General features: G+C 42.4%; 15 protein-coding genes and 1 pseudogene. All 16 read right to left on the reverse strand.

The features are described 5' to 3' along the window. Nucleotides 1–10: 10 nt before the first annotated feature. Nucleotides 11–940 (reverse strand): annotated as a pseudogene (locus NYE22_RS18305) (DMT family transporter); the annotation flags it as partial. Between the two features lie 134 nt (nucleotides 941–1074). After that, complete coding sequence (locus NYE22_RS18310; protein WP_029726657.1) at nucleotides 1075–2409, reverse strand: nucleotide sugar dehydrogenase; 1335 nt, start codon at nucleotides 2407–2409, stop codon at nucleotides 1075–1077. Between the two features lie 26 nt (nucleotides 2410–2435). After that, on the reverse strand, nucleotides 2436–3125 hold the full coding sequence (locus NYE22_RS18315) for a phenylalanine--tRNA ligase beta subunit-related protein (protein WP_342412034.1): 690 nt from the start codon (nucleotides 3123–3125) through the stop codon (nucleotides 2436–2438). Then, nucleotides 3122–3535 (reverse strand): hypothetical protein, encoded by a 414-nt coding sequence (locus tag NYE22_RS18320; RefSeq protein ID WP_029726655.1) that lies wholly within the window; start codon nucleotides 3533–3535, stop codon nucleotides 3122–3124. The genes NYE22_RS18315 and NYE22_RS18320 overlap by 4 nt, the downstream gene beginning before the upstream one ends. 12 nt (nucleotides 3536–3547) lie before the next feature. After that, complete coding sequence (locus NYE22_RS18325; protein WP_029726654.1) at nucleotides 3548–4450, reverse strand: Gfo/Idh/MocA family oxidoreductase; 903 nt, start codon at nucleotides 4448–4450, stop codon at nucleotides 3548–3550. 19 nt (nucleotides 4451–4469) lie between these two features. Beyond that, a complete protein-coding gene (locus tag NYE22_RS18330) occupies nucleotides 4470–5573 on the reverse strand; it encodes an Ldh family oxidoreductase (RefSeq protein ID WP_029726653.1) in 1104 nt (367 codons plus the stop codon). After that, nucleotides 5570–6865, reverse strand: coding sequence for a M20/M25/M40 family metallo-hydrolase (locus tag NYE22_RS18335; protein WP_128740114.1), 1296 nt, complete (start codon nucleotides 6863–6865; stop codon nucleotides 5570–5572). Before NYE22_RS18335 ends, NYE22_RS18330 begins: the two co-directional genes overlap by 4 nt. Then, nucleotides 6858–7727, reverse strand: coding sequence for a sugar phosphate isomerase/epimerase family protein (locus tag NYE22_RS18340; protein ID WP_342412035.1), 870 nt, complete (start codon nucleotides 7725–7727; stop codon nucleotides 6858–6860). The genes NYE22_RS18335 and NYE22_RS18340 overlap by 8 nt, the downstream gene beginning before the upstream one ends. After that, nucleotides 7702–8829 carry a DegT/DnrJ/EryC1/StrS family aminotransferase gene (locus NYE22_RS18345; protein WP_029726650.1) on the reverse strand — a complete coding sequence of 376 codons (1128 nt, stop codon included), beginning with the start codon at nucleotides 8827–8829 and terminating at the stop codon, nucleotides 7702–7704. The genes NYE22_RS18340 and NYE22_RS18345 overlap by 26 nt, the downstream gene beginning before the upstream one ends. Further along, a complete protein-coding gene (locus tag NYE22_RS18350) occupies nucleotides 8826–9977 on the reverse strand; it encodes a DegT/DnrJ/EryC1/StrS family aminotransferase (RefSeq protein ID WP_342412036.1) in 1152 nt (383 codons plus the stop codon). The genes NYE22_RS18345 and NYE22_RS18350 overlap by 4 nt, the downstream gene beginning before the upstream one ends. Beyond that, entirely contained in the window at nucleotides 9974–11002 is a 1029-nt protein-coding gene (locus tag NYE22_RS18355; RefSeq protein ID WP_342412037.1) for a Gfo/Idh/MocA family oxidoreductase, read from the reverse strand. The genes NYE22_RS18350 and NYE22_RS18355 overlap by 4 nt, the downstream gene beginning before the upstream one ends. Further along, nucleotides 10987–11637, reverse strand: coding sequence for a phosphoribosylanthranilate isomerase (locus tag NYE22_RS18360; RefSeq protein WP_128471733.1), 651 nt, complete (start codon nucleotides 11635–11637; stop codon nucleotides 10987–10989). The genes NYE22_RS18355 and NYE22_RS18360 overlap by 16 nt, the downstream gene beginning before the upstream one ends. Nucleotides 11638–11647: 10 nt before the next feature. Further along, nucleotides 11648–12466 (reverse strand): tryptophan synthase subunit alpha, encoded by an 819-nt coding sequence (gene trpA, locus NYE22_RS18365; RefSeq protein WP_128740111.1) that lies wholly within the window; start codon nucleotides 12464–12466, stop codon nucleotides 11648–11650. Next, on the reverse strand, nucleotides 12463–13659 hold the full coding sequence (trpB, locus tag NYE22_RS18370; protein WP_029726645.1) for a tryptophan synthase subunit beta: 1197 nt from the start codon (nucleotides 13657–13659) through the stop codon (nucleotides 12463–12465). Before trpB ends, trpA begins: the two co-directional genes overlap by 4 nt. A gap of 17 nt (nucleotides 13660–13676) precedes the next feature. Continuing rightward, the gene (gene trpC / locus NYE22_RS18375; protein ID WP_128740110.1) at nucleotides 13677–14459 is read right to left on the reverse strand and encodes an indole-3-glycerol phosphate synthase TrpC; all 783 of its coding nucleotides are present in this window, start codon (nucleotides 14457–14459) and stop codon (nucleotides 13677–13679) included. Continuing rightward, nucleotides 14434–15492 (reverse strand): anthranilate phosphoribosyltransferase, encoded by a 1059-nt coding sequence (gene trpD, locus NYE22_RS18380; protein ID WP_342412038.1) that lies wholly within the window; start codon nucleotides 15490–15492, stop codon nucleotides 14434–14436. The genes trpC and trpD overlap by 26 nt, the downstream gene beginning before the upstream one ends. Between the last annotated feature and the right edge of the window lie 412 nt (nucleotides 15493–15904).

The following is a 15904-nucleotide window of genomic DNA, read 5'->3' on the forward strand; positions in this document are numbered from 1 at the left end:
TCTGGACAGGCTACAGCGTCTTTTCTTCTGAAGCCGGATACGCATCCGGCTGTTTTTTCTTTATGACCGTCACAAATATGCCGCCGATGACACATGCAATGCCGATGAAATGCACAAACTCAAACGGCTCCTTCAATATCACGCCTGACAAAATGACAGCGGAGACCGGAAGAACGGATGTGAAAATGCCCGATACACCCGCCGGCACCTTCGTCACCCCGCTATACCATAAGTAAAACGCCAAAACAGTGACAAAAAGCGCGTAATACAGCACATACGACCAATCCAAAACAGTCGGCACGCTGTAATCAAATGAAGAGGCCTCAAACAAAGCAAACGGGAGAAAAAACAGGAAGCCGAAGAGCGATACGAAGGTCGAAATCGCCAGTGCCGAAATATGCGGGGATAGCAGCTTGGCCATCAATGTAAACAACGCTTCGCCAATGACTGCAGCAATGATCAGCATGTTCCCGAATAAGGCGTGCGGCGTCCCGTCTTTGCTCCCCGCTCCAAACAAATTAATCGCCATTACGCCGCAAACCGCCAGCAAAATGCCGATCAGCGTCTTTTTCTCAATTTTTTCTCTAAGCAGGAAAAAGGATAAAATACCGATCACCATGGGGGTTGTGCTTGTCAAAATGCCGCTTTCCGTTCCCGTAGTATATTGAACCCCATACAGCAGGCAAATACTGAACAAAAACACGCCTGTAAATGATTGCACCAGCAAAACGAGCACATCTTTTTTCGTTAAAGCCGGAAACCCTTTTTCAATGCAAAACAGCAGCGTGAGCAATACGACAGAAGCCAGCAAAAAACGCAGTCCCGAGGATAGAAAGACAGGAATACGCTCAACCATGAGTTTTCCTACGACGACAGAGCTGCCGACGATTGCCATGGCCGTTCCCAGGGAAATATATGCGCTTAATTGATTTTTCATCATACTCCACCTAACATTTTTGTTAAACATAGCATGTAAAATTAGTTTGTTACAGGTCCAATTCACAAGAAACTAATAGATCCATTTAAAAGCCAGCTCCTTGTGATTCGTATCATCTTAAAGTGGAATTTTGCTTTTTAATTTGGGAGAAGCTGCTTCCCCTTTCTTTTCTTTACTGGGCTGCCGATGACATAAACATGGTCTTGATGAATACCATCAGTCAAGTTTCTTGTATCAAGAAGGGCCTTTGCTGAAGATGTCAGCAGATCCGGATCGTACATAGAATGTGGTGTTAATAGCACCACACAGTCATATTCAGCAAATTGGCTGTAATGAAGCGGCCTGTTATCCATTTTAGCTCCATTCCGGTCAAAAATATTCTCACAAAACGGTTCATTCACACTGACCTTTGCACCCATTTCTGTTAACAACTCATATACATCTAGACTCGGTGATTCTCTGCAATCACTTACATTCGGCTTATATGCCATCCCCAGCAGCAAAATAGAAGCGCCATTCAGGCATTTTTTCTCTTCGTTCAAGATTTCGCTGATTTTACTTACAATGTGCTGAGGCATTTGTTTATTGATTTCCTGCGCTGTTTCAATAAAACGGCTGTAAAAATTTTCTCCTCTTGCTTTCCAGGACAGATACATCGGATCAAGCGGAATACAGTGCCCTCCGATCCCCGGGCCGGGATAAAACGGCATAAACCCGAATGGCTTTGTAGAGGCCGCCTTTATAACCTCCCATATATTCACTTCAAGCTTCTCACACATCAGTGCCATTTCATTGATAAAAGCGATATTAATGCTTCGGAATGTGTTTTCCAGCAGCTTTGACATTTCGGCAACTCGCGGGGAAGAAACCGGAAACACGGTATCAATAATGTGGCTGTACAGTAATTGTCCCCGTTCCAGACATTTCGGCGTAATTCCTCCGATTACCTTTGTTGTATTTTTGATTGTAAAACTTAGGTTACCTGGATCAATTCTTTCAGGCGAGAAGCAAATGTAGATGTCCTCTCCAACAATGAAGCCTTCTTCCGTTACGGATTGATGAATAATTTCTTCGGTTGTTCCCGGATAGGTTGTGGATTCTAATATAATGAGGCTGCCTTTTTTCAATCGTTTTTTGACATGGTTCATCACATTGACAATATATGAAATGTCAGGCTGCTGGTTTTGATCAAGCGGAGTCGGTACGCATATGATCATTACATCAAGCTTGTTAACCTCTTCATAGTGATCTACAGCTTTTAACCGGCCGTCTGCTACGACCTTTTCAAGGTCAATACCGTCTATATAATTGATTCCTTGATTGATGAGTTTCACTTTTTCCGAATCACTGTCAATTCCCATGACAGAAAAACCGTTTTCAGCGTAAGCAGTAGCTAGCGGAAGCCCTACATATCCAAGACCAGCAATGCCGATTGAGGCTTGCTTGTGCTTGATTTTTTCCAACATTTCCATTTCGCATCCCTCCTAAAATAAATGAGTTAAATCATTGCACAATCTTCATATAAAGTGGTTAAAATACGGATTGTCTCGTTAACAGCCTGGATCACATCTATGTCACGAACTCCTTCTACACGGCACCCCATAATGCGAATCTTGGTAGATTGATCCGTTATTTTTTGATAATCGCTGTCTCTATAGCAAAATTGGGATAGGATTCTGCTGTCATCCCTTATCACAAGACTGCCTGTTGACAGGCGAATTTCATTGTCAGAATTCACCGGTAAAAATGATTCACCGGCAGAGCTGACATCCAGTCTCATCTCACCATTGATCTTATCCAAGTCAAATGCTCCCAACGGAATCAAGCTTTGCACCGCAGCCACGTTCAAAACGTCGACAATAGGATTAATTTTCGGATATTTAACTAATTGATCTTTCAGTAAAAATCGCTGAATCATATTTTGAACGGACGGAGGTGTTTTTTTCGTCTGAAGTCCGATTGATTCAAAAAAAGCATTGTATGCTTTGATTACATCCGTTTGTTTTACATCCTGCTTTGTCTTCCCCCGCCACTGTGCATGTTCTTTCTTCCAAAGCACTTTCATGACTTCTTCCGTCTCTCTTTTGAGATTGCCTACCTGAATGTCAGCAGCAAAAATAATTAGATTCGGAAAAGCGGTTCGTACATCTTCTGTTATACGAATCTGGAATACTGGCTCCTTATTCATATTGTTCGATATCCCGAACTCACAAAACGGATTTCTTCTTCTACAGACAGATCAATATCAGTTGCTGACAGCAGAAGATCCGTCTGAATTATAATGTTATAGTGATTCGGAAAATGACAAGCATCAAATCCGGCAACAACGCCAAGATACGTTTCATTGATATACACACGATCACCCTTCTGTATGACCCCGCCTGTGTCCATCTCAGCAAATCCTAAGAAACCGATCCTTCCTACTAGCTGTCCGGGTTCATATGCTTTCTGATCAGTTGTCACAATTTCATGAATCTCTTTTTCTCTGATACATCTAGTTTGAAAGTTTTCTAAAACCATGTTTCGTTTATCCTGTTTATGAAATAAAAGTTTCACAAACCGTCCGGTTACGGTCCGTTTTATAGCTGCAATCTTCATTGTTTAGCTCCCTTATAAGGTTACTCTTCCAAAGCTGTACGCTTCTTGTACAAGCCGGACAGCATCTTGACCGCTTTCTCCGAAGCAATTTCCGGCAGCGATGCTGGCTTTGAAATCTTTTAAAATTTCTTCATACTCATGATAGAGAGAGGATTTAAACACTTCAAAATCTTTCAGCATATCAATATGAATCGTTGTACCGTCTTGCAGCGTAATATCAACATCTTTTCTTTCTCCATGAGGAAATTCCCAATCAAGCTCCACTTGTGCCTGTACGCCGTCACCATTTTTCAATTGAATAACAGCTTGTACATCAATGTCATTCGCATTGTTCCAAATTTGTGCACCTGTTACATCAAGCTTGCCCAAGAAATAAGATAGCGTATCAAATACGTTCGGTCCGTTATCAGCAACACATCCACCTCCGCATTGGTCCGGTTCGAGATACCAGCTGTCACTTCCGGCGTGTTCTTTAATATTTTCTAAATAACGGGCTTTTACGCTTTTGATTTGTGATAGGTTTATTTTTTTCATCTCATTTAGAAAATTGATATTGTACCGTCTGTGGAATGCTGTAAAAAGTGTCTTCTGTACTTGTTGAGAACGTTCAGCCAGACGGTCAGCATCTTTCAGTTCAATTGTTAGCGGTTTTTCACAACAAATATGATGACCGCATTCCAATGCATAGCGGCAAATGTCATAATGCATGTGATTCGGAACATTAATGACAACACCGTCAATATCGGCCTTTTCTAAAAACGTTCGGTAATCTGTGTAGTGCTCCGCCTCAGGAAAAGGACTCATTTTTTCTTTTTGTATATCGCATACCGCTGACAGTGTAAATGAGTCTAACTGTTTAATGGCCTCTACATAATATTTTGATATGACGCCCAATCCAATGATCCCGATTTTCATAATGTTATCCCCCAATTTATTAAGAATAGACTTTTGAAGCCTGTGCATATTCTGGTATGCTGATTCCCGCCTGTTTCGATAAGTTGGTTAAAGAACCAAATATCACTTCATCCACCGTAATGTTCTCCTTCTTCCTCACCCCTTCAAGATAACCCGGATAAATGACTTGATCCGCTGTTTGTGTTGTCGGACAAGCCATTAGCGTGCTTAGCATTTGTTCCATACGGTGTTTGAATTGTGAGATTGGAACGAATGCATCTATATTAATTGTCATAAAGAAATGGCCGACATTGTAGTCATTCTCTCCAGCCCCTTTTTCCGACAATACACCGGAATGAGGACCGATATCCGCCCCCGAAAGCAGTCCGCATAAAATATCTACTAAAATCGATAAGCCGTATCCCTTGTTTCCTCCCATTTCCGGTCTCCCGCCAAGGAACTGGATAAACCCTTGTCCATTAAGGTAGTCATGCGGATTTGTTGTCGTTTGGCCTTCCTTGTTGATCAGCCATCCCTCAGGAATAGACCGCCCCTGTCTCGCTGCTTCTTTTATTTTTCCAGTAGCTGCAACAGTCGTACTCATATCTAATAAGAATGGCGGCAGTTCTTGTGAAGGTGCGCTTACACTGATGGGGTTTGTACCAAGCATATTTACCGTCCCGCCCATCGGCGGAGCCACTCCTTGTGAGCCTAAATTGGTCATAGAAAAACCTAGCATATTTTCTTGTAATGCTTTATGGCTGTAATAGCCTGCACTACCGAAGTGAGAGCTGTTTCTGACGGTTACGATCCCGACGCCGAACATTTTCGCTTTTTCAATTGCGATTTTCATCGCCGTATCACCAACGACGAGCCCAATGCCGTGCTGAGCGTCTAAAACCGAAATCGCCTGATGGTCGATGACATGCTGCACTTCGGCTTTAGGATTCATATCGCCGTTTTGAATTTTTGTTAAGTAAATTTTCTCCAAGTTTGCGATTCCGTGTGTTGAGAATCCGTTTAAATCGGCGTATGCCAGTACTTTAGCAGCAGTTTCAGCATGATCGTCTCGCAAACCGTGATGAATAAAAGTATTTTTGACAAACTCAGATAACTGATCTTCTTTAAATGTATAAAAGTTCATTTGAGCACCCGTTTCTTTGTTTTCTCATTAACATGTAAAATCAGATTTTTGATGTCCATGCTGAACTTCTCCAATTCAGCCTTTTCGATATATTCATTTTTTCCATGTGCATTATTGATTTCCAGGCTGCCTGGTCCATATACAACAGTATACATTCCGTCACCTTGCGCCCACATTGCATCACAAGTAAACGCTTTTGATTGCATATGACCGGGAAGCAGCTTCAAGCCAGATTCCTCGAGTAAAGCTCTTTTTGCTTCATTCTTATTATTTAATACTGGGAGTTCCTTCTTTACCCACGTTAAGGTACATATACTGTCTATTTCTCTCACAGTTTTTGCAGCATCAGGAACATCGGCAAATTGCAAAACAAAGGCTTTCATCGCTTCGGAATAGCTATCTTCTACAAGCTTTTCAATTAAATTGTGCTGCTCCATTGAAGAGTAGGCGAAATTCCACTTAAGAACCCCTGATCCATACACCTTGTTATGCATGCGGCCTGTATGCAAACCGGAAAGGCACATTTTTGCATCCGTATTGTTTAAGCGCTTTGATAGCGCCTTCGTCATAAACTGAGCGAGGAATCCTAAAACCAAGGTGGCATTATGACCTACAGCAGGGGCATCGTCGGTTGAATCGTTTCCATCAACAGTGATTTGTGCGGTCATTGACGTTGTAGAATGATCGAAAAATAAACGCTCCGTTGGTTCTATAAATACATTCAGCGCGCCAACGTATCCTCTTTCACAAAGAAGCTTTGTCCCATACACTCCCATTGCACCTCCCTCTTCTCCGGAGACAGCCTGGATGATCACCTTCATATTTCCGGTAAGAGAGGGTGCTTCCTCAAGAGCCGCTTGCAGTCCCGCCAACAGAGCAACTGCCGGTCCCTTCATGTCAACGGCTCCCCGGCCAAAAAAGCTCTCATTTCGATAGCTTGTCATTCCGTATCCTTCAACTGTATCGATATGAAAATTGAACATAATGGTTGCTTCTCGTTCATGTGAATACCCCAGTTCCATAACCAGATTGGGCTGCGAGCTTAAAAAAGCATCGCCCATTTTTGCATACATCTCTTTTACAGCCCCCGGTATTTCAGATCTGAGAATATCTTCTTCCATCGGAGGAGCAAAATAAACCGGTTTAAACCCTAAGTGTGAAGCAGCTTCTGCATAACGTTTCAACGCGTATTCATGGTGTCCGGCAACTCCTGTTTCCATCGGAGTTGTCGTGTCGATATTCAGCAAATCCGTCAATAAATTAACATAATATTCAGTGAATAATTCAGCCATTGTGTACTCCTGTTTTCATGATCGACCTGACCAATTGTTCCATTTCTCTTCCATATCTAATATATGAAGCAAAGTGATCGTTCTCATTCCCCGGAACTTCACCAAGATGAGGAATCAGATGAATATGCGGTTCAATCGATATGACACCTTTATAATTCAGATCTGCTAAATAAGCCAAACACTCCGCCGCTTTCGATTCACCGGCTCCTGGGAAGGTAAAATGGATGTTTTGACCATCACTCAAGCTGTCTTTCATATGAACATACTCCACATAAGGATAAACAGCCTTTAAAAAGGATAAGCTGTCATAGCCGTAAGTGATGCCGTTTCCGATATCAAACAATAGCCTTAATGCTTGGCTGTTTATGGATGTGATTAATTCAATTGTATTCTCTGCACTTTGTCCGCCCCAGCCGGCACAGTTCTCATGCAGCAAAATAATGTCTTCCTGCTCCGCTAATGTTGTCAGCTCTTTGACGCGAGCGATTACTTTTTCCTTCCATTCCTGTGGCTCTAATCCGTCATTTGGATAAGACATAATCCGAACGTAACGTGTTTTCAGACGGTGCATGCGTTCAGCTATTCTTTTTAGTTCTTCTTTTTCAGTTTCCTTATCGAATGTAATTGGCCTTTCCCAATTTCCCACTTTTGAAGAAAAAGCGGTTACTTTCATTTCATGCGACTGTATCAAAGAAACCACATCATTGAAGGCAGCCTCGTCAAGTTCAGCAATAGATAAACCTTGAATAGACCGGAGCTCAATGCTTTGCCACCCCAGCATTTGATGAGCTTTAATCTGCATATCAAGCGTTTGGGCAGCTTCATCCGCTATCCCGCTAAGACTGATGTTGCTTAGCCGCATAAAATTCATTCACCCTTTCTGTGATCTGTCGCACGTCGGTATGTCTCATCTCAGGATACAAAGGAAACGCTAAGCTCTTTCTTGCGAATTGCTCCGCATTTGGGAAATCTCCTGGCTGATGACCCAAATGCTGATAAGCTTTTTGCTCATGAATGGCAAGAGGATAAAAAACAACAGTCTCAATGCCTTTCTCTTCTAAAAATGACTGAAGCTCATCACGGTATTCAGCTTGTACAAGATATGTGTAGTATACTCGCTGATACTCCGTTTTTGGTGGCAAGGATACATAAGTTGCGGAAGGTGCCAGCTCTTTATGATACAGTTCCGCAAGTTCACCTCGTTTTTCTATGATTTGCTCCAACTGTTCCAGCCGCTGTGAAATAAAGTCGGCTACTAGTTCATCCATTCGATAGTTATAGCCTATTAAAGTGTGATAAAACCGTTTGCCTTCTTCTTGACCATGGTTTCTCAGCATTTTGCATCTTGCTGCTAATTCATCATCCTTGGTGACAATCATGCCCCCGTCACCAATCCCCCCGATCGGTTTTGCAGGGAAAAACGAGTACAGGCCGATGTCACCCAATAGCCCCGCTGATACGCCATCTATAGTTCCCCCGAGCGCGACAGCACTATCTTCGACCAAAAACAGTCCATGCTCATCTGCAATGTCTCTCAATCTTTTCATATCAGCCATGACAGAGAATAAATGTGCAGCAATGATGACGCGGGACGAAGGTGTTATTTTTCGCTTAACATCATCAGGATCAATCATTCCTGTTTCCTTATCGATATCGACAAAAATCGGGTTTCCGCCGAGAAGAGAAATACAGCTCGCTGTCGCGATAAAGGAGAATGCCGGCGTCAGGACGTCCACACCGGGTTTGACACCAAGTGCTTTCAATATGATGATCAAGGCAGAAGTGCCGTTCGATACTGCTGTTGCATAAGGAGCACCTGTATATCCTTTTATTTTTTCTTCAAGGCGAGCGACCTTTTCCTTTAAAATAAACTGATCTTTCAATCCCGCTTCGTAAACGATAGATTTTATTCTTTCTTTTTCATTTTTATATCTCAACTGATAGTTTTGATATGGCTGTATCATAAGCTGCCTCCACCCTCGTAAAAGTCTGTTATAACATCACACACATAATCAAGCTCATCTTCGGTTAAATCTGGGTATAGCGGAAGGCCTAACGCACGAGTTGACGCTCTCTCAGCATGCGGGAAGTCTCCATGTGTATAATTGAGATATTGAAAGCATGGCTGCAGATGAAGCGGATACGGATAATAAGCCTCTGTTTCTATTCCTCTTTTTTGCAAATAAGCTGCAAGTTCATTTCTGTTATCAGCTTCTATTAAATACACATAATAAACATGGACAGCACTATATGGTTTCTCCACAACTGTTGGCGTCGTCACCGTGGGATGAAGCTCTTTCAGTCTTTCATCATATCCTTCTGCCAATTTTTTTCTGCGGACAATATCTTCGTGCAAATATCTTAATTTCTCCTCTAAGACCGCTGCTTGAATATCATCCATTCTGCTGTTATAACCGATGATGTCATGATAATACTCTGTCCCCAGTTTGCCGTGATGCCTAAGTAAACGACAGGTTTTAGCAAACTCATCATCATTGGTTAAAATCATGCCCCCGTCGCCAATTCCGCCCAGCGTTTTTGTTGGGAAAAAGGATAGGACACCCGCCAGACCGTGAAGGCCGGCATGGATACATTCAGCTTTCATACCAATCGCCTCGGCACTATCTTCCAGCAGAATCAGATTGTGTTTTTCTGCAATTTCTTTCAGCTTTTTGATATCAGCCATTTGTGTAAAAAGATGAACAACCATAATTGCTTTTGTGTTTGGAGTGATTTTTTCTTCAATTTGTTCAGGGCAAATATTGTACGTTTCAGGCTCAATGTCTGTAAACACTGGAGTGGCGCCTACATTCGCAATACTCGAAGCCGAGGCAAAAAAGGAATAGCAAGGTACAATCACCTCATCGCCAGGCTGAATGCCCGCTGCCTTTAAAATGATTTGCAGTGCGTCTGTTGCGTTATTCACTGCTACGGCATGTTTTGCGCCTGTATAATTCTGTATAGCTGCTTCAAAAGAGCGGACAGCACCTCCGTCAATAAATTTACCTTCTGAAATGACTTCGTCCAGTCTCTCTGAGATTAGGCCCCAACGCTTGTGGAAAGAAATTTTCCCAGAGAAAAATGGAATCCTCATGTCTTTCTTTACTGTCATATGACTGCTCCTTTTGTATGTAATTTTATCTCGCTTTTAGCTTTAGCTTCCTCAAGTAATTGGATGATCTTTTGATTGAAATAAATATCACTAACTGGTTTTATTTGAGAGATACCGTGAAAATATTGATAGTATTCAATAAAACATAAACTTAAAGGGTCATCATAAATTAATTCTGAATGAACCATTTCGTTAGCACTGTTATATATAGAAATGTTTGAATAGCTGTCGCTTCCATCAGGCGGAAAATGCCCTAGAAGCGTATATTGCTCGAATTGAATTTTAACGGTTCTTTGTTTAACGAATGATGTTAAATTCGATGCAATATATGTACGGCTACCATTCGCATGCTTAAGAACAGCTTCCGCTCCGCCAAGGCGCATATACCGTTGCTGGCCGATCACCATATCTTTTGTCTCCGAAGCGATGACTTCAGCATCGGCTCCTTGTAAAAAGCACGCAAGCGCCATTTGATGCGGTGCCTCAATATCAAATGCATTGCCATGTGATGAGTTTTCAAGTGTACGGCAAAATCTCGGTTTATCCTGCTGCAGATAGACAGCTTGCAGGTTCCCAAACGTTTTTTGCTCTAAAAATGTTTGAATTTTAGCGGTTAATCGGCTGGACAGCCAATTCGCGACAACGATAACATCAAGCTGATGTTCTTCTACTGATTTGATCAGCGCATCAATCTCACCAACATCATCCGTAAGCGGCTTTTCCACAATCATATGTCTAAACCCGGCCGAAGCAGCTTCCTTAATGACAGAAATATGTGCCGATGGCGGAGTGCAAATATGCAGAACAGCATCCTGACAGATTGATGGCCGAAGTCCAGCCGCCTCTTGAAGACTCCCGCAAAACGCCACATCTTCGAACGATTTGTTTTTAATATACGGATCGATTACGATGACCTGTTGATGAAACAAGTCTTCAGCTTCCTCTGATGCCGCAGCCTTCCGTAAACATCGCAAATGCAGATCTCTTCCCGATCTTCCAAATCCAATGATTATTGGCTGCAGCATGACGCATTCTCTCCTAACCTCACGTTTTGGTAGTACCCGCATTGCCGGATCAGTTCTCTCATTTTATAAAAATCTTTTTTGCCGCCGGTTTCGACACCGCTACTTACATCAATCCCATGGGGTTTAATAGTTTCCAGTGCTTCCGTTATATTGTTCGGCGTCAGCCCTCCGGCCAGTATCACACGCTGCCTGCTGGAAACATCTTTGGCTAACTCCCAATTGAAGGTTTGTCCTGTCCCTCCCTGACTTCCTTTCACATAGCTGTCCAGCAAAAATGAATGCGGTTTATAAAGGCTGAATGCGTGTAAATCCTGTTCACACCGTACTTTAATGGTTTTAATCACGGGACAAATCACCTGTTCACAATATTCAGGCGGCTCTTCACCGTGCAACTGGGCAAATGTCATTCCACAGCTGGCAGTAATTTCATTAACTATCGTTAGATTTTCATTTACAAAAACGCCAACAGCGGATACAAATGGGGGCAGCGTCTGAATGATCTCCCGCGCTTGCTGGGGCGTAACGTACCGTTTACTTTCTGCAGAGAAAACGAACCCAACAGCCTGTGCTCCAGCCGCAACAGCTTCTTCTGCTTCTAGCATCGTTTTGATGCCGCAGATTTTGACTACACTCAACAATCTCACCTCATCTATTCAAATGGACTGATTTTGTACTCTCTTTTAAATTAGATATAAATACGGATACAGCTTGAAGCCGCTCATCCTTGGGTGTTTCTTTTATCAGCCTGATCAGCGCGCTCCCTACAATGGCACCATCAGCAAATGAACTGACTTCTCTGACATGATCCGGTATTGATATGCCAAAACCAATTGCTAAAGGAAGCTTAATTTTTTCCCTGAGATGATTTATAAACTCTGGTAAAGCGATCGGTACCTTATCTCTTTCACCTGTTACACCAAGATCGGAAATACAATAGATAAAACCTGATCCGGCTTTAGAAATAACCTCGATCCGTTCTTCCGTTGTTGTTGGAGCAATGAAGAAAATAATGTCAATATGGTGCTTGCTTGCACAATTAACCCAATATTCGGCCATTTCTGGCGGCAAATCAGGGATGATCAAGGCGTTCACTCCTGCTTCTTCAGCGTCTGCGGCAAACGTTTCAAATTGATAAGCAGAGAATGAATTACAGTAGCCCATCAACGCAATAGGTATTGTATTTCCGCTGGCACGAACAGCTTTTACAGTTTCCAAACATTTTCGAAGAGTAACCCCCTGCTGAAGTGCTATCTGCGCCGCTTCCTGGATGACGGGTCCGTCCGCAAGCGGATCAGAAAATGGAACACCCAATTCAATCATATCGGCTCCAGCCCTACTGATGCACTCAATATAATCTAAGGTTTCATCTAAACGAGGATATCCAACTGGAATATATGGAATCAGCGCTTTTTGCCCTTTCCTCTCCAAATCTTGAAACATCTCTTCAACTTTATGCTGTATCATAAGGAAGCCCCCTCTTTTTGCCTAGTTTCGATAGCCGAAAGCGCCTGTTCCAAGTCTTTATCGCCTCGCCCCGAAAGATTCACCAATATGGTTTTGTCTCCCGTTAATTGTTTAGCAAGTTCCACTGCCTTGGCTACAGCATGAGAAGACTCAAGTGCAGGTATAATTCCTTCTTTTCTGGATAATAGCTGGAATGCATCCAATGCCTGCTGATCGTTAACAGACGTGTATTCCACTCTTCCCGAATCTTTTAAATAACTGTGTTCCGGACCTACTCCGGGATAATCGAGACCGGGTGCTATGCTTTTAGTTTCAAGAATTTGTCCATCGTTATCCTGCAGGACATACGTTTTCATTCCTTGAACGATTCCGCTTTTCCCGACCAGCAATGGCGATGCATGATGTCCGCTCTCAAGACCCGCTCCGCCTGCCTGAACGCCAATCAGTTTCACATCGGATTCCTCAAGAAAAGCGCTAAACATGCCAATTGCATTGCTTCCTCCGCCGACACAGGCAATGACATAATCCGGCAGCCCCCCGATCGCCTGTATCATCTGTTCTTTCGCTTCCTTTCCAATGATCGATTGAAAATGGCGGACAATGGATGGAAAAGGATGTGGTCCTACCGCTGAACCTAACAAATAATGAGTCGTATCTGCGTAAGAAACCCAATCGCGAATCGCTTCATTAATTGCGTCTTTTAACGTTTTTGTCCCGTGATGGACAAGTTTTACATCAGCTCCTAAAAGCTTCATCCGCTGGACATTCATACGCTGTCTCTCCGCATCGTATGCCCCCATATAAATAACGCAATTAAGATTGAGAAAACTACAAACTGTTGCAACAGCCACACCGTGCTGGCCTGCACCTGTTTCGGCAACAATTCTCTCTTTTCCTAATTTTTTGGCCATAAGCGCCTGTCCGAGTGCATTATTAATTTTGTGAGCTCCCGTATGAGTCAAATCTTCTCTTTTCAGGTAAATGGCAGGCCCTTCTTTGGATGCTGTACTGAGCTGCTTTAAATATGTAAGTGGGGTGGGTCTTCCCACAAACTCTCTTAGCAACGCATGATAATCGTCAATAAAAGTACTGTCAGCCATCAGCCTTTCAAAGCTTCTTTCAAATTCATTTAAATTGCTGACAAGTGTTTCAGCTACGTATGCTCCTCCATATTCACCGAATAAACCATTCACATTCGTCTCCCCCTAGCTCAAAAGTTTGTTAATTCCTTCACTTTCTCTTCTACACTGTCAGCCCTTAAAATGGTTTCTCCGACGAGCATCCCGTCAAACCCCAATTCCTGTGCTGCAAGTACATCCTGCCTTGTTAAGATACCGCTTTCACTAACAGCTAGATACTCATCAGGAATTCGTTTTTTCATTACCTTTGATTTCTCCAGATCCACTTCAAAAGTTTGCAGATCACGGTTATTTATCCCGATAATTTTAGCGCCTGCTTCAATGGACTTTGTGACTTCTTCCGGTGTAAACGTCTCTGTAAGTACATCCATATCTAAGTCGTAGGCCAATTGAATAAGCTCTGATAACAGTGTTTGATCTATCGCTCTGACAATGATTAATACAGCGTCTGCTCCGTTTGCTCTCGCTTCATAGATTTGATAGGGATCAACAATAAACTCCTTGTACATAACTGGTATTGTAATATCGGGGTCGTTAGCGACTTTTCTCAAATACTTCGCACTGCCTCCAAAAAACTTTTCATCGATGAGCACCGAAATTGCGCTTGCTCCGCTTTTATCATATGTCCGGGCTAGTTTGAGCGGATCAAAGTCCTTCCGAATCAATCCTTTTGAAGGAGATTTTCTCTTCACTTCGGCGATAAGAGAAATATTCGGTTTTTGGATCGCTTGATAAAAGTCTCTCGTTTTCCTGGCAGTCTGAATCATATTTATTAATTCCGACTCAGGCTTGCATTTTTTCTTTTCTTTCACTTCGGAATACTTGTATTCAATAATTTCGTCTAACATGTTCATGTAGCTGCTCTCCTTCTGTCAAACGCTGACTCTCATTTTTAATAAGGAAGAAATGTTCTTTCACTTTACCTGAGATTAGCAGCTCTCGTGCCAGCTCAGTACCTTGTTTTATACTGTCAGCTTTCCCACCAAGATATAGCGCGGCCCCGGCATTCATAATGCAAAAATCAGTAATGGCCGATTGCTGACAACCTAACACACTGTAAAAAGCCTGGACGCTATCTTCTAAACTATCACAGCTGACCACTTCGGCATTACTCCTGTACACATTAAAATGTTCCGGATGAATGATATATTCCTTCGTTTCTTTGTGATCTATCTCACAAATAGAAGTAGGGGCTGACACACTGATTTCATCAAATCCATCCATACTGCTGACAATTAAAGCTCTTTTCACCCCTGATTCCAGTAATAAGTCTGCGAAAAATGGGATCAGCTTTGGATCGGGCACACCTAACAGCTGTCTTTCAGGCCTTGCCGGACTGCATAAAGGCCCAATTAAATTAAAACAAGTTCGAAAAGTCAGACTCTTCCTGACGGACGCCAGTTTTTTAAGTTTCGGATGAAAGAATTGAGAAAATAAAAAGGTAAAATCAGTTGATTCTAACAGTTGCTGTGATTGTACTGCGGGCAATTCTATATTGAGTCCTAACGCTTCTAATAAATCAGCACTTCCGCATTTGCTGGTAGAAGACCTGTTTCCATTTTTGGCTACGGGTATGCCTGCGGAAGAAGAAATCAGGGAGGCTGTCGTTGATGCATTAAACGAATTGCTGCCGTCACCGCCTGTTCCGCATGTATCAAGTACTTCTTTAGTCCTTTCAAAGGGAATCATTTTGTCCCGTATCGCACGGATAAAACCAATTATCTCATCTTTTGTTTCCCCTTTGAGCGTAAGCGAGGTGAGCAGCGCTCCTATTTGCACTGTACTGTAATCGTCTTCCAATATGTGTTTCATACATTGATAGGCTTCTTCTCTGTTCAGGTGTTTCCCATTGATTATTTTCTTAATATAACGATTAAATACTGTCACTCCAACACTCCTTTTTCCTTATATTGTTAAACAACCTCTCACTTGCGTAATTAATATATCATGGTAGTATTTACAATTATAGGTCCATTACCAAAAAAATTAACAGTACCATTTTACGTAGGTAAATAAAAGCTCAAAAGTACCGCTTACAAGACAGATTTACATCCAAATCAGACAAGAAATCTTATCGGGCCGCCTAAAGGAAGGATGGAAAATCCCTTCAACAAGGGAACTTTCCAAAGAGTTAAAGATATCGAGAAATGTTGTCATTTCGGCCTATGAATTGCTATATGCCGAAGGATACATTGAAAGCCGGCAGGGGGCCGGGAGCTTTATATCCAAAGGTATTTTATTAGATTGTGCAAAACGTAAGAATATAAAAGACCAAAAAACTGCTACTCTCACTAATCCC

The sequence above is a fragment of the Bacillus sp. FSL K6-1560 genome (assembly GCF_038592935.1).
Taxonomy (GTDB): Bacteria; Bacillota; Bacilli; order Bacillales; family Bacillaceae; genus Bacillus; species Bacillus subtilis.